This window comes from Nocardioides baekrokdamisoli, assembly GCF_003945325.1.
In the GTDB taxonomy this organism is placed as follows: domain Bacteria; phylum Actinomycetota; class Actinomycetes; order Propionibacteriales; family Nocardioidaceae; genus Nocardioides; species Nocardioides baekrokdamisoli.
Window position 1 is genome coordinate 1,355,872 of sequence record NZ_AP019307.1, and the last position, 20,050, is coordinate 1,375,921.

Here is a 20,050-nt window from a genome sequence, read left to right on the forward strand (position 1 = left end):
GAACAGCGTCCGGCTCGCTAGAGTGTCGCCGTGCTGACTGCTGCATCCTTCCGTCCCGCCATTGCGGCCGCGCTCGCCGCGGTCGGCCTCGTCGCGCTCACGGCCTGCTCCGGCTCGGGCTATGCGACCGCCAAGCCCAACGTGATCGCCAATGGCGGCTACGGCACCTCCAGCGACGGCCAGCTGCGTGTCAACGGCGCGGTCATCGTGGCGACTCCGCCGGCGAGCGGAAGCGGTCCGGCGACTGCAGGCGTGTTCACCGCGAACCTGGCGGTTGCCCCGCAGACCAACGGCGCCACCGTGTCCGACACGACGATCGCCGACCTCGGCCTGACCGGCCTCGCGATCGACGCCGGCAACCCCAACATCACCAACAAGAGCGACGCCGTCTCGGCGAAGATCACTGCCCCGGTCCTGCTCCGGACCAGCGGCGTGGGCGCCGCCGGCACCCTCAACATGAGCGACCCGGCGTTCGGCGGGATCCCCGTGACGGGTTCCTTCACCCCGGGCGAGGTCATCCCTGTCCGTCTGACCCTGGCCAAGGGCCAGACCGTGACCCTCGAGGTCCCGGTCGTCAAGGCGTGCGGCGTCTACCAGTTCGCCGTGGCTCCGGCGAACCCGAAGCTTGTCACCGCGTACACGAACTACGTCGCCGGCATCGACTCGCTCCCTGCGCTGACCGAGACCGCGACGCCGGGCACGTACGAGTGCGCGACCCCGACCCTGCGTGACAGCCAGGGCGCCTCGCCCGAGGCGACCGCCACGGTGACGGTCTCGTCGGCTGCCAAGCCGACCGCGTCGGCCAGCAAGCACTGATGGGCGCCACCCTCGTCCTGCTCCGCCACGGCGAGAGCGAGTGGAACGCGCTCAACCTGTCCACCGGCTGGGTCGATGTCGACCTCACTGAGAAGGGTCGGGACGAAGCCGTCAACGGCGGCAAGCTCATCCTCGAGGCCGGTGTCCTCCCAGATGTCCTGCACACCTCGCTCCTGCGACGCGCGATCAACACCGCGCACATCGCGCTCGGCACCGCCGACCGGCACTGGATCCCGGTGCGACGCGACTGGCGCCTCAACGAGCGCCACTACGGCGCCCTGCAGGGACGCAACAAGAAGGACACCCTGCAGACCTTCGGCGAGGAGCAGTTCAACCTCTGGCGCCGTTCGTACGACGTCCCGCCGCCGCCGCTGGCTGACGACTCGGAGTTCTCCCAGGTCGGAGACCCGCGCTACGCGGGCATCGAGGTCCCGAAGACCGAATGCCTCAAGGACGTCGTGGATCGACTCATCCCGTACTGGGAGGGCGCGATCGTGCCGGACCTGCGTGCCGGCAAGACAGTGCTGGTGACGGCACACGGCAACAGCCTGCGGGCGCTGGTCAAGCACCTCGACGGGATCTCGGACGCGGACATCGCCGCCCTGAACATCCCCACCGCGCAGCCCCTGGTCTACCGGCTCGACGACGACTTCCGGCCGACCGTCGCCGGTGGGGAGTACCTCGACCCCGAAGCTGCGGCAGCCGCCGCCGCGGCCGTGGCCAATCAGGGGAAGTGAGCGAGGCTGAACGCCACGCGTGCGTGAGCGTTCATGCCGAGCGAACGACCCGCCGCCCGTAGGGCGAGCCGGGGAAGTGAGCGAGGCCCTGACGTGAGTCAGGCAGCAGGCTTGGCGTTCGCCGCCTGCTCGCGCTCCAACTCCGCGCGAAACTCAGCGGTCCGTACCTGTGCGGCGAGGACCGCGTCCTCCGCCGGACTGTGCGGAGTCGGCGACAGGCGATCCATCAGTGCCCCGATCCACACTCCGACCACGGGGATGACGAGCGGGAGCGCCATCAGGATCAGGATCGGCACAAACGCAAAGAAGAGGGCACCCATACCTCGACCGTACTCCTGCCAGCCGCCGGTGGCGCAGCGGATCAGGCGGGGTTCTCGCCGGTGACGATGAAGTGCACGCGATCGGCCACCGCGACGGCGTGGTCGGCGATGCGCTCGTAGTAGCGGCTCAGGAGCGCCATGTCGACGGCAGCTTCGACACCGCCGGACCACTCGCCGGCCAACACGCGTTGGAACGTCTCGCGCCGCAGTTCGTCCATGACGTCGTCGTGCTCACGGAGATCCTCCGCCAGGGCAAGGTCACGGTCATCGATGACCCGGGCGGTCAGCGCGACCATCTTCTCCGCGACCTCCGCCATCTGCTCGATGATCGGCCGGACAACGTCCGGAACCGCCACCACGGGCGTACGCAGTCGCGCGATCTTGGCGACGTGGACCGCGAGGTCACCCATGCGGTCGAGGTCGGTGACGATGGCCAGTGCGGCCACGATGATGCGCAGGTTGGTCGCCACCGGCGCCTGCAGGGACAGGATCTCCAGGGCGGCGTCCTCGACGTTCTGGCGAGCGGCGTCGATGCCGCCGTCAGCGTCGATCACCCGCTCCGCGATGTCGGCACGCGCTGTCAGCAGTGCCTCGGTGGCGTCGCGAACCAACGTCTCGACCTCCCGACACACCCCTGCGAGGTCGGTGAGCACAGAATCGATCTGTGACTGGAAGACGTACGTCACGGCAACCGACCTTAGCGTGGACGGCGGATTTCAGCCGACAACTGCATGAACCGTTCGTGAACAGGACCTCGTCAGGGGACCAGATGGCAAAACTCGGGTGAATGATGGACATAGGCTGAACCTGTGAGCCCGACGACGCAGGCGTTCCTTGCCGCCGTTCTGGGCGCCGTCGTCGCTGCGGTTGCCGTCTATGCGTGGCACGTGACCGACCGTCAGCAGCAGGCCCTCCCCCCGGCACCGACTCCGGACGTCCCGCCCGAGGTGGCGACCGTGCTGTCCGTGCTGCGTTCGAGCGCGGTGATCGTGGACCAGGACGACTCGGTCCTCAAAGCCTCCGCGCCCGCGTACGCGCTCGGCCTTGTGCGCGGCACGTCCCTGCTGTCGGTCGAGCTCCTCGATCTGGTCCGACAGGTACGCCGCGACGGTCAGATCCGCGAGACAGAGGTGCTGATCGCGCGTACGAACGCGACGCCCCGCCACGTCACCGCCCGCATCGCCCCCATCGGCAGTCGTCTGGTGCTGGTGCTGGTCGAGGACCGTACGCGCGAGCGCCGGATCGAAGCCGTCCGCCGCGACTTCGTCGCCAACGTCTCCCACGAACTCAAGACGCCGGTCGGCGCGATCCGGGTCCTGGCGGACGCGGTCTCCGAGGCAGCCGACGACCCCGAAGCAGTCCGCCGCTTCAGCCACCGGATGCTCACCGAGTCCGATCGGTTGACGGCACTGGTCCTGCAGATCATCGAGCTGTCCCGGCTCCAGGGCGACGAGCCCCTCGAATCGCCCGAGGTCGTGGACGTGGACCAGATCATCGCGAGCGCCGCGGACACCACCTCGGTGGACGCTGCTCGGAAGGGCATCTCGATCCGGGTCGGTGGCACCAACGGACTCAAGGTCTTCGGCGCCGAGGAGCAGGTGCTGGCAGCCGTCACCAACCTGGTCAGCAACGCCGTCGCGTACTCCGATGTCGGCCTGAGCGTGACGATCGCTGCCCGGGCCAGCGACGACAACGTCGAGATCTCCGTGATCGACCAGGGCATCGGCATCGCTCCGGCGGAGATCGACCGCATCTTCGAGCGCTTCTACCGGGTCGACCCGGCACGCCACCGTTCGACCGGCGGCACGGGCCTCGGCCTCTCGATCGTGAAGCACGTCGCCGCCACCCACGGCGGTGACGTCAAGGTGTGGTCCTCGCCCGGACGCGGATCCACCTTCACCCTGATCCTTCCGCAACACATCGCGGCCCCCACCGCTGATGAGGCTGACCACGAACCCCTTGCGCCCGAACTGAGTGGCGTGAGCAGAGAGGACCGCTCATGACGCGAGTACTTGTCGTTGAGGACGAAGAGAGTTACAGCGAGGCGCTGTCGTACATGCTCCGCAAGGAGGGGTACGAGGTGGCCGTCGCCGACAACGGCGCGGATGCGTTGAAGGAGTTCGACCGCAACGGCGCCGACATCGTGCTGCTGGACGTGATGCTGCCCGGGATCCCCGGGACCGAGGTCTGCCGGCAGATCCGCCAGGTGTCGACGGTGCCGGTGATCATGGTCAGCGCCAAGGACGACGAGGTCGACAAGGTCGTCGGTCTCGAACTCGGCGCCGACGACTACGTCACCAAGCCGTACTCGCCGCGCGAACTCGTCGCCCGGATCCGCGCCGTTCTCCGCCGTGGCCAGGAGACCGACCTCTCCCCCGCGACGCTGGAAGCCGGGCCCGTCCGGATGGACGTCGAGCGCCACGTCGTCACCGTGAACGGCTCCGAGCAGCGGCTGCCGCTCAAGGAGTTCGAACTCCTCGAGATGTTCCTGCGCAACCCGGGTCGCGTACTCACCCGTGGACAGTTGATCGACCGCGTCTGGGGATCCGACTACGTCGGCGACACCAAGACGCTCGACGTCCACGTGAAGCGGCTGCGTGCCAAGCTCGAGCCCGACCCGTCGGAGCCGAAGTTCCTCGTCACGGTCCGCGGCCTCGGTTACAAGCTCGACCTCTGACCACGCCGAGAGGTGAGGAAATCCGGGCCGAAAGGTGAGAGTGTGCTGTTGATGCAGCCCTCCACGACACCGCCCGACGTACGTCCTCACCTTTCGGCCCGGATTTCCTCACCTCTGGGCGCACCACTCGTCGCGGCAGGCATCACCGTGGTCCTCTGGGCGTCCGCGTTCGTCGCGATCCGACACCTCGCCGGGACATTCGCGCCGGGCTCGCTGGCCTTCGGTCGACTCGGCCTCGGTGCCATCTGCCTGGGTGTCATCGCTGGTCGCGGTGGACTGCCGAAGGCCACCCCGCGGCAGTGGCTGGGCATCGTGATCGTCGGGGCACTCTGGTACGCCACGTATCACGTGGCTCTCAACGCCGGTGAACATCACGTCGACGCCGGCACCGCCTCGATGCTGATCCTGTGCGCACCGGTGTTCGTAGCCGGTCTGGCGGCGGTGTTCCTCAAGGAGCCGATGACCCGCACGATCGCGGTCGGCCTCGGACTGGCGATGGCCGGTGGTGCCCTGATCGCCTTCTCCGGCAGTGGTGGCGGCGACCAGCGCCTCCTCGGCGCCGGGCTGTGCCTGATCAGCGCGATCGCCGCCTCCGTGGCGATGATCGTGCAGAAGAGTCTGCTCGCCGGCCTGAAGGCACTGCCGCTGACCTGGATGACCGTGACCGTCGGCGCCGTGATCTGTCTGCCGTTCGTGGGTCAGTTCGTCGGGGACGTACGCCACGCGTCGGGGTCATCGATCCTGTGGCTGGTCTTCCTGGGCGTGTTCCCGACCGCGATCGCCTACACGACGTACGGCTACGCGCTGAGCCAGATGAGTGCCACCCAGGCCGGCATCCTGACCTACCTGATCCCGCCGATCACGATCGTGCTCGGACTCGTCTTCCTCGGCGAGGCACCGCCGGCCCTGGCGTACGTGGGTGGCGCGGTCACGCTGACCGGCGTGGTCATCGCTCGCCGGAAGTGACGGATGTCGGGTTTCGGGGTGACGGATGCCGGGTTTCGGCGTTAGCCGCGCAGGTGGCGGAAGGCCTCGAGATTGGCGGTTGATTCGCCGCGCGCCTCGCGCCAGGCCCATTCCTTGCGGATCGACGTCGAGAAGCCCAGTTCCAGCAGCACGTTGAAGGCCTCGTCGGCGTACGTCAGCACCGAGCCGAGCAGGCGGTCGAGGTCGTCGGCGTTGACGGCACTCAGCGGCAGTCGCGCGTCGAGGTAGATGTCGCCGTCGCTGTCGAGCCCGTACGCAACCCCGAAGAGGCGCATGTTCTGCTCGAGGAGGAAGCGATACACCGCCTCGAAGTTCTCGTCGGGCCGACGACAGACGAAAGCGTGGATGCCGAGTGCGTGGCGGCCCAGATCGAGGCGCACCGGAGTCTGCAACTTCTTGGTCCCCGGCAGCGTGAAGGAAATCTTGACCTCGCCCGTCTCCAGTTGCTCCTCGGTGGCTTCGATCTCATTCGTGGAAAGCCACGCCCGGACGACCTCGATCATGCGGTCATCTCCTCGTCGATCAGGCTCGCGCTGGTGACACATTCGTACGCACCGATCATCCTCGCCGCAGTCGCCTCCCAGGAGAAGGCCGCCGCGTGGGGCCGAGTACCGACCGCGAGCCGCTCGCGCTGAGCGATCCCCCGGGTGAGGGCGCTGGCCCAGGCCTCGGCCGAGTGCCCGTCGACGAGAAGCCCGGAGATCCCCTCACGCACGGCCGTACGCAGTCCCCCGACGGCGGCCGCGACCACAGGCGTGCCGGCGGCCTGGGCTTCCAGTGCCACCAGTCCGAACGTCTCGCTGTAGGACGGCACGGCCACCAACGTGGATGCGGCGTACCAGCGCGCGAGTTCGGCATGGGCGAGCGGTGGCAGCAGGCGTACAACATCGCCGATGCCCAACTCGCGGACCAGCCCCGGCAGCGAGACGTCGGGGCCGGCGCCGGACGGTCCACCGATGATCGGCACCACCAGTCGCGGTCGCAAGGAGGGGTTGCGGGCCAGCATCACGGCCACTGCCCGCAGGAGTACATCGGGGGCCTTCAACGGCTGCAGACGACCGACGAACGCCAGCACGATCGCATCTGCGTTGAGACCGAGTGCCGCACGCGCGGTCACATCCGGGCGGAAGGTCGACAGGTTCACGCCGGGGTGCACCACGGTCACACGATCCGAGTCAGCGCCGTACGCGCTGATCAGGTGGCTCGCCTCAGCATCGGTGTTGGCGATCAGCAGGTCGGCGTTCGCTGCGATGAACTCCTCACCGAGGACGCGCGAGCGCGGCTCGGCCCGGTCGCCGACGGCCAGCGTGAGGTTCTTCATCCGGGCGGTGGTGTGCATCGAGTGCACCAGCGGCGCGTCCCAGCGTCGCGACGCCATCAGGCTGGCGCGGCCCGAGAGCCAGTAGTGGGAGTGGATCAAGTCGTACGCGCGGTCATCGGTCTGTGCGAGCGCAGCGGCGAAGGCGGGCACCAGTTCTGCGAGCGCCTCCTTGGCAACCGGGCGGACGGGACCCGCCTCGAGGTGCCGGATGGTGATGCCGTCGGCGTAGTCGACCGAGGAAGGCGCCGACGGTGACGTCCGTCGGGTGAAGAGATCGACCTCGATGCCCGCATCCGCCAGCCGTCGGGAGAGCTCGAGGACGTACACGTTGAGGCCGCCGGCGTCACCGGTCCCGGGCTGGTCCAGCGGTGACGTGTGCATGCTCACCATCGCGACACGCTGCACGCAGACCTCCTCATCTCGACCGTTGCGTCCTTGGCTGCAACGGCAACCAGGTGCACATCATTCCCGGAGCCTGTCGATGGCTACTGTGGAGGTGTGTTGAACGACGACCGCAACCAGAAGACCGCCGTTGTCACGGGGGCCTCCAGCGGCATCGGAGCCGCCACCGCACGGCGTCTGGCCGACGACGGCTACCGCGTGATTCTCGCGGCGCGGCGCACCGACCGGATCGAGGCCCTGGCGGCTGAGATCGGTGGGATCTCCATCACCACCGACGTGACGGACGCAGCATCCGTCGCCGCGCTGGCAGAGGCCGTCGGACCGCACCTCGATGTCCTGGTCAACAACGCCGGCGGCGCGTACGGGCTGAGCCCGGTTGCCGCCGCGGACACCGACGAGTGGCGTCGGATGTACGACGTGAACGTGCTCGGAGTCATGCAGGTGACCCGTGCCGTGCTGCCCGCGCTGATTGCCTCCGGGGCCGGAGCGATCGTGACGGTCGGCTCGACCGCCGGCCTGGTGGCTTACGAGGGCGGCGCGGGCTACAACGCCGCCAAGTTCGGCGTACGAGCGGTCATGGAGGCGCTGCGGCTCGAGGTCTTCGACCAGCCCGTGCGGGTGATGGAGATCGATCCGGGCATGGTACACACCGAGGAGTTCTCACTGACCCGGTTCGGAGGGGACCAGGCTCGGGCTGACGCCGCGTACGCCGGGGTGGCCGAACCGCTGGTCGCCGAGGACATCGCCGATGCGATCTCGTGGATGGTGACCCGACCAGCCCACGTGAACATTGACCGACTCGTGATCAAACCCCGTGCGCAGGCGGCCGCGCACAAGGTCGATCGACGCTCCTAGCACGCTCAACCGGGGCGCCGCCGATTGGGGCGCGACCGTCGCGGAATGGGACACTCGGCCCGTGAAGACGATCGGCCTCATCGGTGGCATGAGCTGGGAATCCAGTGCTGCGTACTACGAGGGACTGAACAAGGGCATCCAGGCACGACTGGGCGGTCTTCACTCCGCCAAGATCGTGATGAATTCGGTCGACCTCGGCGAACTCAACGACCTGCAAGAGCAGGGCGACTGGGACCGCATCGGCGCCATCCTGTCGGAGGCCGCCCAGAGCGTCGAGCGCGCAGGAGCCGACTTCATCCTGCTCTGCACGCTGTCCTTCCACCACGTCTTCGACGCCGTCGCCGCGTCCGTGAACGTGCCGCTGATCGGCATCGCCGGCGCCATCGAGGACGCCTGCAAGGCTGCGGGCTACTCGACCGTGGGCCTGCTCGGCACCAAGTTCACCCTGGAGAACAACTTCTTCGCCGAGCTGCTGTCCGACCGGGGCCTGGACGTCAACCTCCCCGACGAGATCCATGTCGACTCGCTCGACCGGATCATCTACGAGGAGCTCGTCTTCCGTACGGTCAAGCCGGGCTCGCGCAAGCGCGTACTCACCATCATCGACGAGATCTGGGACTCAGGCGTCGACGCGATCCTCCTCGGCGCGACCGAGCTCTCGCTGCTCGTACGCCCCGATGACGTGGATGTCCCCGTCATCGACGTCATCTCCGTGCACGTCGAGGCCGCCCTCGACCGCGCACTTGCCTGATCTCTGCTTCTGACCCGGAAAGGGCCAACCCCATGACCAAGTTCGCGAACCTGCGCAACGTCGCCATCGTGGCGCACGTCGACCACGGCAAGACCACCCTCGTCGACGCCATGCTCCGTCAGGGCGGCGCCTTCAGCGCCCACGACCTCGAGTCGGCGACCGACCGGGTCATGGACTCCGGTGACCTGGAGCGCGAGAAGGGCATCACGATCCTCGCGAAGAACACCGCGATCCATTACAACGGTGCGTACGCCCCCGAGGGCGGCATGACCATCAACATCATCGACACCCCCGGCCACGCCGACTTCGGTGGCGAGGTCGAGCGCGGCCTGTCGATGGTCGACGGCATCGTGCTCCTGGTCGACGCCTCCGAGGGCCCGCTCCCGCAGACCCGATTCGTCCTGCGCAAGGCCCTCAACGCCGACATGCCGGTCGTCCTGGTGGTCAACAAGACCGACCGCCACGACTCCCGCATCGACGAGGTCGTCGACGAGACGTACGAACTCTTCATGGACCTCCTCGACGACTCGCACTCCCACGATGCTCTCGACTTCCCGGTCATCTACGCCTCGGGCAAGGCCGGCATCGCGTCGCTGGTGAAGCCCGAGAACGGCACCCTCCCGGAGGGCTCCAACCTGGAGCCGCTGTTCCAGACGATCCTGGACACCATCCCGGCCCCGTCGTACGACGAGGGCGCGCCGCTGCAGGCCCACGTCACCAACCTTGACGCCTCGCCGTTCCTCGGTCGTCTGGCTCTCCTGCGGATCAAGCAGGGCGAGTTGAAGAAGGGCCAGCAGGTCGCCTGGATGCGCCGCGACGGCGCGGTCAAGAACGTCAAGATCACCGAACTGCTGATCACCGAGGGCCTGACCCGCGTGCCCGGCGAACTGGCCGGTCCCGGCGACATCGTCGCCATCGCGGGCATCCCGGACATCATGATCGGCGAGACGCTGGCCGACCCGGAGAACCCGATCGCCCTGCCGCTGATCCACGTCGACGAGCCGGCCATCTCGATGACCATCGGTACGAACACCTCGCCGCTCGTCGGCAAGGTCAAGGGCTCCAAGGTCACCGCCCGCATGGTGCTGGACCGCCTCAACTCCGAGCTCATCGGCAACGTGTCCCTGCGCGTACTCCCGACCGAGCGTCCGGACGCGTGGGAGGTCCAGGGCCGTGGTGAGTTGGCGCTGGCGATCCTCGTGGAGCAGATGCGGCGCGAAGGCTACGAGCTCACCGTCGGCAAGCCGCAGGTCGTCACCAAAGAGATCGACGGCAAGGTCCACGAGCCGCTCGAGCGCCTGACCATCGACGCTCCGGAGGAGTTCCTCGGTGCCATCACCGAGCTCCTCGCGACCCGTAAGGGCCGCATGGAGAACATGACCAACCACGGCACCGGCTGGATCCGCCTGGAGTTCGTCGTCCCCGCCCGCGGCTTGATCGGTTTCCGGACCGACTTCCTCACCGAGACCCGCGGCACCGGCATGTCGTCCTCGATCTCGGAGGGCTACACCCCGTGGGCCGGCGAGATCCGGGCCCGCAACAACGGCTCGCTCGTCGCCGACCGTTCCGGCGCGGTGACCGCGCACGCGATGACCTCGCTCCAGGAGCGCGGCACCCTGTTCGTGAAGCCGGGCACCGAGGTGTACGAGGGCATGATCGTCGGCGAGAACTCGCGCCAGGACGACATGGACGTCAACATCACCCGCGAGAAGCAGCAGACCAACATCCGCTCCGCGACGTCGGACAACTTCGAGAAGCTCACCCCGCCGCGCGACCTGTCGCTCGAGCAGTGCCTCGAGTTCTGCCGCGACGACGAGTGCGTCGAGGTCACCCCGGAGATGACCCGGATCCGCAAGGTCGTCCTGGACGCCAACGAGCGCGCGAAGGTTGCGAGCCGTTTGCGGAAGTCGAACAAGTCGTAGCGAAGCGGAGACTTGGTTCGACTTGTCGGAAACGGCGAAGCAACCACGGACCCGCAGGGTCCATCGGTGGCAAGCCGAGTGCGCAAGGCGAACAAAGCGTAGCGCAGCGGAGACTTGGTTCGACTTGCCGGAAACGGCGAAGCAACCACGGACCCGCAGGGTCCGTCGGTGGCAAGCCGAGTACGCAAGGCGAACAAGTCCTGAGTCGCTGACGCGCGGCGTGAATCGCGCCTAGACTCCCCCGTGCCGTAGCAGTGTCTTGCCGCGGAATTGCAGTGATGGGGGACATTCATGCAGGTCATTCGGCTGCCGCGGCGCATCTGGGTGAGCGCTCTTGCGGTGCTCAGCGTGCTCACTATTGGAGCGACGCTGACCTACGCGAACTGGCCCGGCAGCATCACCAACGGCACCAACACGCTCCAGTCTGCGACGATCTCGTCGGCATTCAAGTACACCGGGTACTTCGGGACTGTGACCTGCAACATTGCCGCCGGTGCGAGTACGCCCACGGCGAGGTGCCCGATCGGAAGTATCTACGACAGCGCCGCGCTCCTCACCACGGGGCTGCCCAAGACCTACTCCGGACCGTCGATCACTCCGGGCGGAACCGCGACGGCCGCACAGCGAAGCACAACCGGAACATTTTCCGTCGCGTCCAGCTGCCCGGCGCAAGCGTTGTCCAACAGCCTTGACACCGCTGATCCGCTCCTTGCGCGTGCCGATTTCGGCCAGATCATTTTCAACACGACTGATCCATGGGCAACGACCAATGCGGTCAGCACCCAAGGGTTTTCCTACGGCTCCGGAGCGGCCCTGCAGACCTCACCCAATGCTGTCGCCGGTGGATACAGCATCGGACTGTGGTTCAAGTCCACCAACAAGGGCGGCTACATGTCGTTCGACCCCACGTCGTACAACGCCACCACGAGTTCGACCTCCTCCCCCGCCATCTGGACCGACAGCTCGGGCCACCTCGGATTCAGTCTGGCCACAACGACGGGCACTGTGACCGCGAAGTCCGCCGCGGTCATGTCGACCACCGCATGGCATTTCGTAGTGCTGTCCGTGCCCATCACTCTGGGGCTGACGGCAACCCCCACGATGTACATCGACGGGTCAGCAACGACGGTGACGCTCCCGATTCCGGGCACGGCACTTCTGCCTTCAGGGACGTCCGGCTACTGGCACCTGAACTGGGCCAACGCACCCGGCCAAGCGACTGTCTCGGCGGGCGGCCTCACGTCCGGGGCGTGGTACCGAGCCGCGCCAACGTCGGCCACGGAAGTCGATGCGATGCGCACGGCCGCAAACTTCGGCGCGTACCAGACGTACGTGACCGGACGCACCGCGATGCAAAGTTTCTGGCCACTGAACGACGACGGGACCTATACCTACTCCGGCTCCATCCCGGGCGTGCCAAATCCTTGCGGGACCGTGCAGGTTGACGCCTGGGGCACCACGAATGCCGGCAACACCTGTGACTTCCTGGCGGGCATCACCCCCACGCCAGTCACCTTCGACAAGGTCCTCGGCAAGAGTTTCACCTGTGCGGTGACGGCTCCGACCGTCGCTCAGACGTTGTCGATCACGCTCCGGCGTAGCGCCTCCTGGGTAGCACCGGCACAGCAACTCAGGCTCTACGTCCCCGTCACCTACACCACGACAAGCGCACCGGGGACCGGTTGGAGCCAGACGTTCACACTGAACTCCGCAGGCCACGTGCTGATTCCGTAGCCGACCTGTCCAACCAGCGAACGCAATTCCTGAACGACCGGCTAGTGTCGACCGGTGAGGATCGCGGTCGTGCCGGGGACATTGGCTCTTCAGGAGCGGTACGCGTCCCTCACCGATCCGATCCCGGAACTGCGCGCCGCGGTGACGGCTGCGCGCGAATGGGCCGACCGGGTCTTCGTGATCAACGGCTCCGCCCGGCGTACGCAGGCCTCTCCCGGGCCTTTCGACGAACGAGCGGTTCCGTTCGACGAGGCGTTGTTCACGGCGTTGACCGGGCCCGACGTCGCAAGGATCCGCTCGACAGACCAGAGGCTCGCCACCGAACTCTGGGCGACCGTCGGCTCCGCGCCGGACCTCGCCGACGCGCTGGCCAGCAAGCCGTGGCAGGTCAGCGTCGACTACCACGACGCTCCGACCGGAGTGGCCTGGTGGGTCATCAGGTACGCATCATGAGGACTCTGCTCGGTGACACCTCGTACACCTGGCCCGCCGGTCCGTGGGTGCGCGCGACGATGGTGTCGACCGCCGACGGCTCGGCGCACGGGCCGGATGGCCTCAGCGGGACGATCAACAACGCGACCGACAAGGAACTCTTCAACCGACTGCGGGACACGGCGGACGTGATCCTGGTGGGCGGTGGCACGGCCCGGGCCGAGGGTTACGGACCGGTCACCACGCCGATCGTCGTTGTCGCGCACGGGTTCCCCGCCGATCTGGCGTGGGCCACGGTCGTCTCCGGCGAGCCGCGCTCGATCATCACCGGAATGTACGAGGACGGCTACCAGCACATCCACGTCGAAGGCGGGCCCCACCTGCTCACCGACCTGCTCACCGCCGGCGTGGTCGACGAGTTGTGTGTGACGTACACGCCCGCGCTCGTCGGTGGTTCGTACGGGCGGATCACCGCCGGTCCGGATCTGAGCGTGGGCCTCACGCTGGCTTCGCTCGCGGAGGACGACGGGACGCTCTTCGCCCGGTGGCTCGTCAACCGCTGAGCCCCACTAGCCTCGACCCGTGACTGATCTGATGATCGAACGCCGCGAAGGCGTCGTCGAGGTGACCTTCAACCGCCCGGAGAAGTTCAACTCCTTCACCCGCGCGATGTACACCGAGATGCGCGAGCTCTTCCTCGCCACCGCCCAGGACACCACCGTGAAGGCGGTCGTGCTCCGCGGTGCCGGAGGCAAGGCGTTCGCCGCCGGCAATGACATTGCCGACTTCCTGGCACAGGACCAGGTCTCGTACGAAGCCGAGATCCGGACGATGTTCGACGCCCTGGCTGCACTCCCGCAGGTCACGATCGCGGCCGTCGACGGCGTCTGCGTCGGCGGCGGCCTGGGGATCGCGACGTTCTGCGACCTCCGGTTGGCGACGGCGAAATCGAAGTTCGGCTACCCGATCGCGAGGACCCTCGGCAACGCACTCTCCGCCCCCGTGCTGTTCCGCTGCGCCGCGATCTTCGGCGAATCGATCACCCGCGAGATGTTGCTCGCCGCCCGGTTGGTCACCGCCCAGCGGGCGTACGGCCTCGGCGCGCTGGCGGAAGTGGTCGAGGACGGAGACGCGCTAACCGCCTCGGTGGCGGCGCTCGTCGAGGAGATCCTGCTCCTGTCGGGGGTCACCCGGCGTACGACCAAGGATCAACTCGCCTTCCGCGCGGGCACGATCGAGCAGGTGCCCGAAGGTGAGGAGGCGCTGCTGCGCGAGGTGTACGGCGGCCCCGACTTCGCCGAGGGCGTACGCGCGTTCCTCGCGAAGGAGAAGCCGGCGTTCAGGGGCTGACTAACGCCGGGTTTCGGCCTGCCGGATGTCGGGTTTCGGCCTGCCGGATGTCGGGTCTCGGCGGTCAGCGCGGCGCGACCGGGGCGTAGAGGTGCTCCGGCCGACCGGCACCTCCGTACCGGAGTTCCAGGCGTACGAGCCCGTGCTCGGCGAGGTAGGCGAGATAGCGCTGGGCCGTCGGACGACTGATGCCCACCTGCTCGGCGATGTCAGCGGCTGAGATCGGCTCCGGCGACTGCCGGACGGCCGATCGCACAAGTTCGAGCGTGGGAGCCGAGTGGCCCTTGCGGAGAGTCGGCGGCAACTCGTCGGGACCGCGCAGCGTACGGAACAGGCGGTCGACCTCTGCCTGGTCCGGCTCGTCGCTGAGCGCCTTGAGCTGCCGGTGCAGGTCGCGATAGCTGATGAGTCGCTCTCGCAGCGCCGCCGCCGGGAAGGGCTTGACCAGGAAGTGCACGGCGCCGCGTTGCATGGCAGTACGCACCGTCGCGACGTCACGGGCTGCGGTGATGACGATGCAGTCCGGCCGATAGTCGCCGGGCAGATCCTGGGTGAGGACGTCCAGCCCGCTGCCGTCGGGCAGGTAGACGTCCAGCAGCACCAGATCCGGCTTCAACGACTCGATCGAGGTGAGCGCCTCGCGCAGCGTGTGCGCTTCTCCGATGACCCGGAAGCCCTCGACGCCGGCCACGTACGCCGCGTGGATCCGGGACACCCGGAAGTCGTCGTCGACGATGAGTGTGGTGATCATGACGCATCCTTCGGAAGGGTGACCGAGAACTCCGCGCCCGGGCCCTCGCTTGCAGTGATGACGCCGCCGAGCCGCTGCACGATGCGATGGACCAGCGCCAGCCCCAGTCCGCGGTGGACCGACTCGCGCGCCGGCTTGGTCGTATAGCCGTCGACGAACACGGCGGTGGCCGCGCCCGGCGGGAGCCCCGGTCCGTTGTCGCGTACCCGGATCCGGATCTCGCTCGGGTCCTCCACGATCGACACCTCCACGCGACCCTGCCGACCTGGCTCGAAACCGTCGCCCGAGAGCGCGTCGAGGGCATTGTCGATCAGGTTGCCGACGATCGTGGTGACCGCCTGCTCGCGGGTGGGTACGTCGCCCAGCCAGGAGTCATCGGTCAGCACCAGGTCGATGCCTCGCTCGGAGGCGATGGTGGTCTTGGCGAGCAGCAGCGCCACGACCAGAGGGCTGGCGATCCGCTCACGGAGCGACTCCGAGCGGCTCGCCTCGCCCCCGACGAGATCGGTCAGATACGCGAGCGCCTCCTGGTGCTCGCCGAGCTCCAGCAGGCCGGCCACGGTGTGCATCCGGTTGGAGAACTCGTGCTGCTGCGCACGGAGGGCATCCGTCATGCCGCGTACGCTGTCCAACTCGCGGAGCAGGCCGGCCAGCTCCGTCCGGTCACGCAGCGTGATCACCGATCCGTGTGGCCGTCCCGCCAACGAGACCGGCATCCGGTTGACGGTCAGACAGAAGTCGTCGGTGAGGACGACATCGTCGCGTCCGGCGGTGGCACCGGTGAGTACGTCCCGAAGCCGTCCCTCCGGCAGCGCGTCCTTGAGTCGCTCGCCGAGACTGACCGAGCCGAGGTCCGCCAGACGCCTGGCCTCGTCGTTCATCACCACGACCCGCTGATGCTCGTCCAGCGCGATCATGCCCTCGCGGATCCCGTGGAGGACGGCCTCACGCTCCTGGAAGAGCAGGGCGATCTCGTCCAGTTCGAGCCCGAAGGTCCGCCGTTTGAGCCGTGCAGCCAGAACAAGGGAGACCAGGGCGCCGACTCCGAGGGCGACCCCGAACCACAGTCCCATCAACGGCAGTTCGCTGCGCCACGTCGCAGCCACCGAACTCTCCTGGAGCCCCACCGAGACCTCGCCGACCATCGCTCCGGCGAGGTCGTACAACGGCGCCTTGCCGTTTGCGGACCGGCCGGTGCTTCCGGCGTCGACGGTGTAGTGGATCTGGCCGTCAAGCGTGGCAATCGGCTCGGAGACGGGCTGCCCGATGAGCGCCGCGTACGGGTGCGAGTGCCGGATCCGGTGGAGGTCGATGACCACGACGTACGAGGCACCCGTCGAGTTCATCACGTCGATCGCCAGCCGCTGGATGGTGTCCCCACACCGGGCACTCGCCGCCATGCAGCGGCGGATGTCAGGTATCTGCGCGGTGGTTGCCGCGATCGCGCCTGCGCGGCGTTCGTACGTGTGGTCGAGGTTCGTACGCTCGCCCCGGACGAACAGGCCGAAGCCGACCGCCACCGTGATCACCAGGATGACCACCTGGCTGGCCAGGATCTGGGTCGAGAGTTTGCGCATCGCCTCTGACAGTAGTGAGCGATGTGGTCCGGCTCACACATGAGCAGAACGATCAAAACCTGTATCAAGCCGGTTAACCGCGGGGTAACAGCACAATCGTGACCTGGGTCACAGCTGTTCCTACGGTGGCTCACATGTCAGAAGTCCACAGTGCGCGCGTCGAACTCGTCGACGTCAGCAAACGATTCCTCACCCCGTCCGGGGATGTCTTCACCGCGGTACGCGATGTCACGTTCACCGTCGAACCGGGTGAGTTCTGTGCCGTGGTCGGTCCGACCGGCTGCGGCAAGTCCACGACCTTGTCCCTCGTCTCCGGCCTCGACAAGCCCTCCGAGGGCACTGTCACGGTGGGCGGCAAGCCGGTCGACGGCATCGCCGACGGTGTCTCCTTCATGTTCCAGCAGGACGCCCTCCTGCCCTGGAAGTCGGTCCTCCACAACGTCGCCCTCGGCCCGATCTTCCGCGGCGTCAAGAAGAAGGACGCGTACGCCAAGGCACGCGACTGGCTGCGTCGCGTCGGCCTGGCCGGCTTCGAGGACCGCTACCCCCATCAGCTCTCGGGCGGCATGCGCAAGCGCGTCGCGATGGCTGCGGCGCTGATCAACGAGCCGCGGATCCTGATCATGGACGAGCCGTTCGGCGCCCTGGACGTCCAGACCAAGGCGATCATGTCGAACGAGCTGCTCAACCTCTGGGAGCAGGTGCGCTGCTCGGTCATCTTCATCACCCACGACCTCGACGAAGCCGTCGCGCTCTCGGACAAGGTCGTCGTGATGACCTCCTCGCCGGGCGCGGTCAAGGACATCTACGACATCGACCTGGCCCGCCCGCGCGGCGACGTCCAGGAGATCCGCTTCCAGCCGCGCTTCGTCGAACTGCAGCGCCAGATCTGGGCCTCGCTGCGCGAAGAGGTCGAGCGCGCGTACGCGACGACCGCGAAGGGAGTCTCGGTATGAGCACCACAGGTGGAACCCGATCGTCGGCATCAGCACGGAGCCCGATCGACTTCGTGATCGCACTCCTCGGCCTGGCCGGCTTCGCGCTGTCGTTCTTCGACTACTACACCGCAACCACGCCCACCGGCGTACGTTTCGTGAACAACGCCTGGCACGGCTGGTGGGGCTGGCTCGCCGCCGTACTCCTTCTTGTCGCCGCCCTGGCCGCAGCGGCCCGCATCGCCAACGTGCCGGTCCCCGGCCGTGACGCCATCTGCGGCTACGCCGCCAATGGCGGGCTGGCGCTGGCCGCCTTTGCGCTGATCGTGCACCCGGGGATCACCTTCTCCGCGGGTGGCAGCACCCACGTGTCGGCATTCGACATCCTCAACCCGGCCGACACCAGCGCGACGCCGGGCCAGATCGGCTGGGGTTGGGCTGCGTGGACCCTTCTCGCGGTCGCCGTGGCAACTGCGCTCCTGATCAGCTTCAGCCGCCCGGAGCCAGCGGTACGCCGCAGGCGCCGGCTGGTCGTCCTCAGTGGTCAACTCCTGCTGACCGTCGCCATCTTCGGCTCCTGGCAGTGGGCGACGTCTGGCAGCCACCCCCTGCTCGACGCCTTCACCTACGGCAAGCCGTCCGTCATCTTCCAGGGCGACGTCCAGCACGGCGGCCTGCGATGGTTCTTCAACGGAGGCACCCAGTTCGGGGCGTACAGCCGACAGATCTACGTGACGTTGAAGGAAGCGGTCTTCGGGTTCGCAGTCGGATCCGCAGCCGGAGTCGTCGCCGGAGTCGCGCTGGGCCAGAACGCGTACCTCGCCGATGTGTTCAGCCCGTTCATCAAGGTCGTCAACGCCATTCCGCGCATCGTCCTCGGATCGATCTTCGTGGTCGCGTTCGGCCTGGGCCTGACCCCGAAGATCCTCCTTGCCGGCGTCCTGGTCTTCTTCGTCGTCTTCTTCAACGCCTTCCAGGGCGTACGCGAGGTTGACCCGAACATCCTGTCGAACGCCCGAGTCCTCGGCGCCTCCAAGTGGAACATCACCCGGCACGTCACCATCCCGTCGGCGATGACCTGGATCATCGCCTCCCTGCACAGCGCCTTCGGATTCGCGATCGTCGGCGTCCTCGTGGCCGAGGTACTGGGGTCCACCGAGGGCCTGGGCGACGTCATCCACGCCTCACAAGGCAATTTCGACGGCACCGGCGTCTTCGCCGTGATGATCACCGTCGCCGTGATCGTCCTCGTGGCCGAAGCCCTGCTCACCAAGCTCGAGCACCGGTTGCTCGGATGGCGTCCCGCGTCGCGATCCGACGCCGCCAGCATCTGACGACCTCACCAACAACCCGTAAAGGAAAGAGAACAACAATGAACCGTCGCATCGCCCTGGCAGCCGCTGCGCTGCTGACCGCCACGCCCGCCCTGGCGGCCTGTGGATCCTCCAGCCCGAGCAGCGCCTCGAGCAACGCCTTCGGTGCCTCGGTCTCGGCCGCGCCGACCTACAACGCCAGCTTCCCGACCGTGAAGCTCATGATCGGCGGCTGGGACAAGCAGATCTACCTTCCCTACACGCTGGCCCAGAAGCTCGGCTTCTACCAGAAGTACGGCGTCAACGTCGTGCTCAGCACCGAGGGCAGCGTCAGCGCCGAGGACGCGCTTCTGGCCGGCGACGTACAGATGTCCGGTGCTTGGTACAACCACACCATCCAGCTCCAGGACAAGGGCAAGAGCGTCGAGGACGTCGTCCAGCTCTCCGGCGCCCCGGGCGAGCGGATCATGTGTGGCACCAACAGCGGCGTCCACAGCCCGGCTGACATCAAGGGCAAGAAGATGGGCGTCACCGACATCGGCTCGGGCACCGACACCCTCACCCAGTTCATCGCCGCCAAGGCCGGCATCAAGCGCAGCGACTACAAGACGATCGGAGTCGGCGCCGGCGCACCGGCCATCGCCCAACTTCAGCGCGGCAACATCGACTGCATGATGACCACGCAGCCGACGGTCGGCGCCCTCGAGAGCCAAGGGCTGGCGTACTCGGCCATCGACCTGGCGACGGTCCAGGGCGCTCAGGCGGCCATCGGCGACCAGTGGCCCGCGGCCGGAGTCCTGGCGAAGACCGACTGGGTGAACAGCAACAAGGCGACCGTCCAGAAGGTGGTCGACGCGCTCGTCGCGACGATGCACTGGATCCACACCCACAACGCGACGGACATCGCCAACGCACTGCCGCAGTCGTTCGTCCAGAACCCGCTGGTGACCAAGGCCGACTACATCAAGTCCCTCACCCAGGACTACGGCCAGTTCCTGCCGGACGGCCTGATGCCCGCGTCGGGTGCCCAGAACGTCCTCAAGAGCCTCGTCCTCGTCAAGGTGGCCACAGGCAACGAGGACCTGAGCAAGACCTACACCAACGACTTCGCCACCCAGGCGGCGAAGGACGGCGCACTGAACTAGTCGCACAGCCCTTCGGGGCTGGCTC

21 protein-coding genes are annotated in these 20,050 nt (G+C 67.5%); 15 read left to right on the forward strand and 6 right to left on the reverse strand.

What is annotated here, in order from left to right:
• Positions 1-30: 30 nt before the first annotated feature.
• Positions 31-816 (forward strand): hypothetical protein, encoded by a 786-nt coding sequence (locus KCTC_RS06570; protein WP_125567882.1) that lies wholly within the window; start codon positions 31-33, stop codon positions 814-816.
• On the forward strand, positions 816-1,553 hold the full coding sequence (locus KCTC_RS06575; RefSeq protein ID WP_174233038.1) for a phosphoglyceromutase: 738 nt from the start codon (positions 816-818) through the stop codon (positions 1,551-1,553). Before KCTC_RS06570 ends, KCTC_RS06575 begins: the two co-directional genes overlap by 1 nt.
• A gap of 98 nt (positions 1,554-1,651) precedes the next feature.
• Here the strand turns inward: KCTC_RS06575 and KCTC_RS06580 are convergent, their stop codons facing one another.
• Both KCTC_RS06580 and phoU read right to left on the reverse strand, forming a co-directional pair.
• Positions 1,652-1,873, reverse strand: coding sequence for a hypothetical protein (locus KCTC_RS06580; RefSeq protein WP_125567886.1), 222 nt, complete (start codon positions 1,871-1,873; stop codon positions 1,652-1,654).
• 41 nt (positions 1,874-1,914) lie between these two features.
• Positions 1,915-2,559 carry a phosphate signaling complex protein PhoU gene (phoU, locus tag KCTC_RS06585; RefSeq protein ID WP_125567888.1) on the reverse strand — a complete coding sequence of 215 codons (645 nt, stop codon included), beginning with the start codon at positions 2,557-2,559 and terminating at the stop codon, positions 1,915-1,917.
• Positions 2,560-2,682: 123 nt separating this feature from the next.
• On the opposite strand from phoU, the gene KCTC_RS06590 reads away from it, so the two are divergent.
• The 3 genes from KCTC_RS06590 to KCTC_RS06600 are packed head-to-tail and all read left to right on the forward strand — an operon-like array spanning position 2,683 to position 5,516.
• Complete coding sequence (locus KCTC_RS06590; protein ID WP_125567890.1) at positions 2,683-3,876, forward strand: sensor histidine kinase; 1,194 nt, start codon at positions 2,683-2,685, stop codon at positions 3,874-3,876.
• Positions 3,873-4,550 (forward strand): response regulator transcription factor, encoded by a 678-nt coding sequence (locus KCTC_RS06595; RefSeq protein WP_125567892.1) that lies wholly within the window; start codon positions 3,873-3,875, stop codon positions 4,548-4,550. The genes KCTC_RS06590 and KCTC_RS06595 overlap by 4 nt, the downstream gene beginning before the upstream one ends.
• A gap of 51 nt (positions 4,551-4,601) precedes the next feature.
• Complete coding sequence (locus KCTC_RS06600) at positions 4,602-5,516, forward strand: DMT family transporter (RefSeq protein ID WP_125570054.1); 915 nt, start codon at positions 4,602-4,604, stop codon at positions 5,514-5,516.
• Positions 5,517-5,557: 41 nt separating this feature from the next.
• Here KCTC_RS06600 and KCTC_RS06605 read toward each other — a convergent pair whose 3' ends face one another.
• Together KCTC_RS06605 and mshA are read right to left on the reverse strand one after the other, a co-directional pair.
• The gene (locus KCTC_RS06605; RefSeq protein ID WP_125567895.1) at positions 5,558-6,040 is read right to left on the reverse strand and encodes a type III secretion system chaperone family protein; all 483 of its coding nucleotides are present in this window, start codon (positions 6,038-6,040) and stop codon (positions 5,558-5,560) included.
• Positions 6,037-7,263 carry a D-inositol-3-phosphate glycosyltransferase gene (mshA, locus tag KCTC_RS06610; protein WP_231998868.1) on the reverse strand — a complete coding sequence of 409 codons (1,227 nt, stop codon included), beginning with the start codon at positions 7,261-7,263 and terminating at the stop codon, positions 6,037-6,039. Before mshA ends, KCTC_RS06605 begins: the two co-directional genes overlap by 4 nt.
• Positions 7,264-7,359: 96 nt before the next feature.
• On the opposite strand from mshA, the gene KCTC_RS06615 reads away from it, so the two are divergent.
• The 7 genes from KCTC_RS06615 to KCTC_RS06645 all read left to right on the forward strand — a co-directional run bounded on the left by KCTC_RS06615 (position 7,360) and on the right by KCTC_RS06645 (position 14,304).
• Positions 7,360-8,115: an SDR family NAD(P)-dependent oxidoreductase gene (locus KCTC_RS06615; RefSeq protein WP_125570056.1), complete on the forward strand. Its 756-nt coding sequence runs from the start codon at positions 7,360-7,362 to the stop codon at positions 8,113-8,115.
• 61 nt (positions 8,116-8,176) lie between these two features.
• A complete protein-coding gene (locus KCTC_RS06620; protein WP_125567897.1) occupies positions 8,177-8,866 on the forward strand; it encodes an aspartate/glutamate racemase family protein in 690 nt (229 codons plus the stop codon).
• Positions 8,867-8,898: 32 nt separating this feature from the next.
• Positions 8,899-10,788, forward strand: a complete 1,890-nt coding sequence (gene typA / locus KCTC_RS06625; RefSeq protein WP_125567899.1) for a translational GTPase TypA — start codon at positions 8,899-8,901, stop codon at positions 10,786-10,788.
• Positions 10,789-11,079: 291 nt separating this feature from the next.
• Positions 11,080-12,522 carry a hypothetical protein gene (locus KCTC_RS06630; protein WP_125567901.1) on the forward strand — a complete coding sequence of 481 codons (1,443 nt, stop codon included), beginning with the start codon at positions 11,080-11,082 and terminating at the stop codon, positions 12,520-12,522.
• A gap of 54 nt (positions 12,523-12,576) precedes the next feature.
• Positions 12,577-12,975 (forward strand): class III extradiol ring-cleavage dioxygenase family protein, encoded by a 399-nt coding sequence (locus KCTC_RS06635; protein ID WP_125567903.1) that lies wholly within the window; start codon positions 12,577-12,579, stop codon positions 12,973-12,975.
• Positions 12,972-13,517 (forward strand): dihydrofolate reductase family protein, encoded by a 546-nt coding sequence (locus KCTC_RS06640; RefSeq protein WP_125567905.1) that lies wholly within the window; start codon positions 12,972-12,974, stop codon positions 13,515-13,517. The genes KCTC_RS06635 and KCTC_RS06640 overlap by 4 nt, the downstream gene beginning before the upstream one ends.
• 19 nt (positions 13,518-13,536) lie before the next feature.
• A complete protein-coding gene (locus KCTC_RS06645) occupies positions 13,537-14,304 on the forward strand; it encodes an enoyl-CoA hydratase-related protein (protein ID WP_125567907.1) in 768 nt (255 codons plus the stop codon).
• Between the two features lie 64 nt (positions 14,305-14,368).
• Here KCTC_RS06645 and KCTC_RS06650 read toward each other — a convergent pair whose 3' ends face one another.
• Together KCTC_RS06650 and KCTC_RS06655 are read right to left on the reverse strand one after the other, a co-directional pair.
• The gene (locus KCTC_RS06650; RefSeq protein ID WP_125567909.1) at positions 14,369-15,055 is read right to left on the reverse strand and encodes a response regulator; all 687 of its coding nucleotides are present in this window, start codon (positions 15,053-15,055) and stop codon (positions 14,369-14,371) included.
• On the reverse strand, positions 15,052-16,632 hold the full coding sequence (locus KCTC_RS06655) for a sensor histidine kinase (RefSeq protein ID WP_125567911.1): 1,581 nt from the start codon (positions 16,630-16,632) through the stop codon (positions 15,052-15,054). Before KCTC_RS06655 ends, KCTC_RS06650 begins: the two co-directional genes overlap by 4 nt.
• Before the next feature lie 134 nt (positions 16,633-16,766).
• Between KCTC_RS06655 and KCTC_RS06660 the strand changes: the two genes are divergently transcribed.
• From KCTC_RS06660 to KCTC_RS06670, 3 genes are read left to right on the forward strand one after another with little or no spacing between them, the layout of a single operon-like run.
• The gene (locus tag KCTC_RS06660; protein ID WP_125567913.1) at positions 16,767-17,588 is read left to right on the forward strand and encodes an ABC transporter ATP-binding protein; all 822 of its coding nucleotides are present in this window, start codon (positions 16,767-16,769) and stop codon (positions 17,586-17,588) included.
• On the forward strand, positions 17,585-18,901 hold the full coding sequence (locus KCTC_RS06665) for an ABC transporter permease (RefSeq protein WP_125567915.1): 1,317 nt from the start codon (positions 17,585-17,587) through the stop codon (positions 18,899-18,901). The genes KCTC_RS06660 and KCTC_RS06665 overlap by 4 nt, the downstream gene beginning before the upstream one ends.
• A gap of 38 nt (positions 18,902-18,939) precedes the next feature.
• Positions 18,940-20,025: an ABC transporter substrate-binding protein gene (locus tag KCTC_RS06670; RefSeq protein WP_125567916.1), complete on the forward strand. Its 1,086-nt coding sequence runs from the start codon at positions 18,940-18,942 to the stop codon at positions 20,023-20,025.
• Positions 20,026-20,050: the final 25 nt, after the last annotated feature.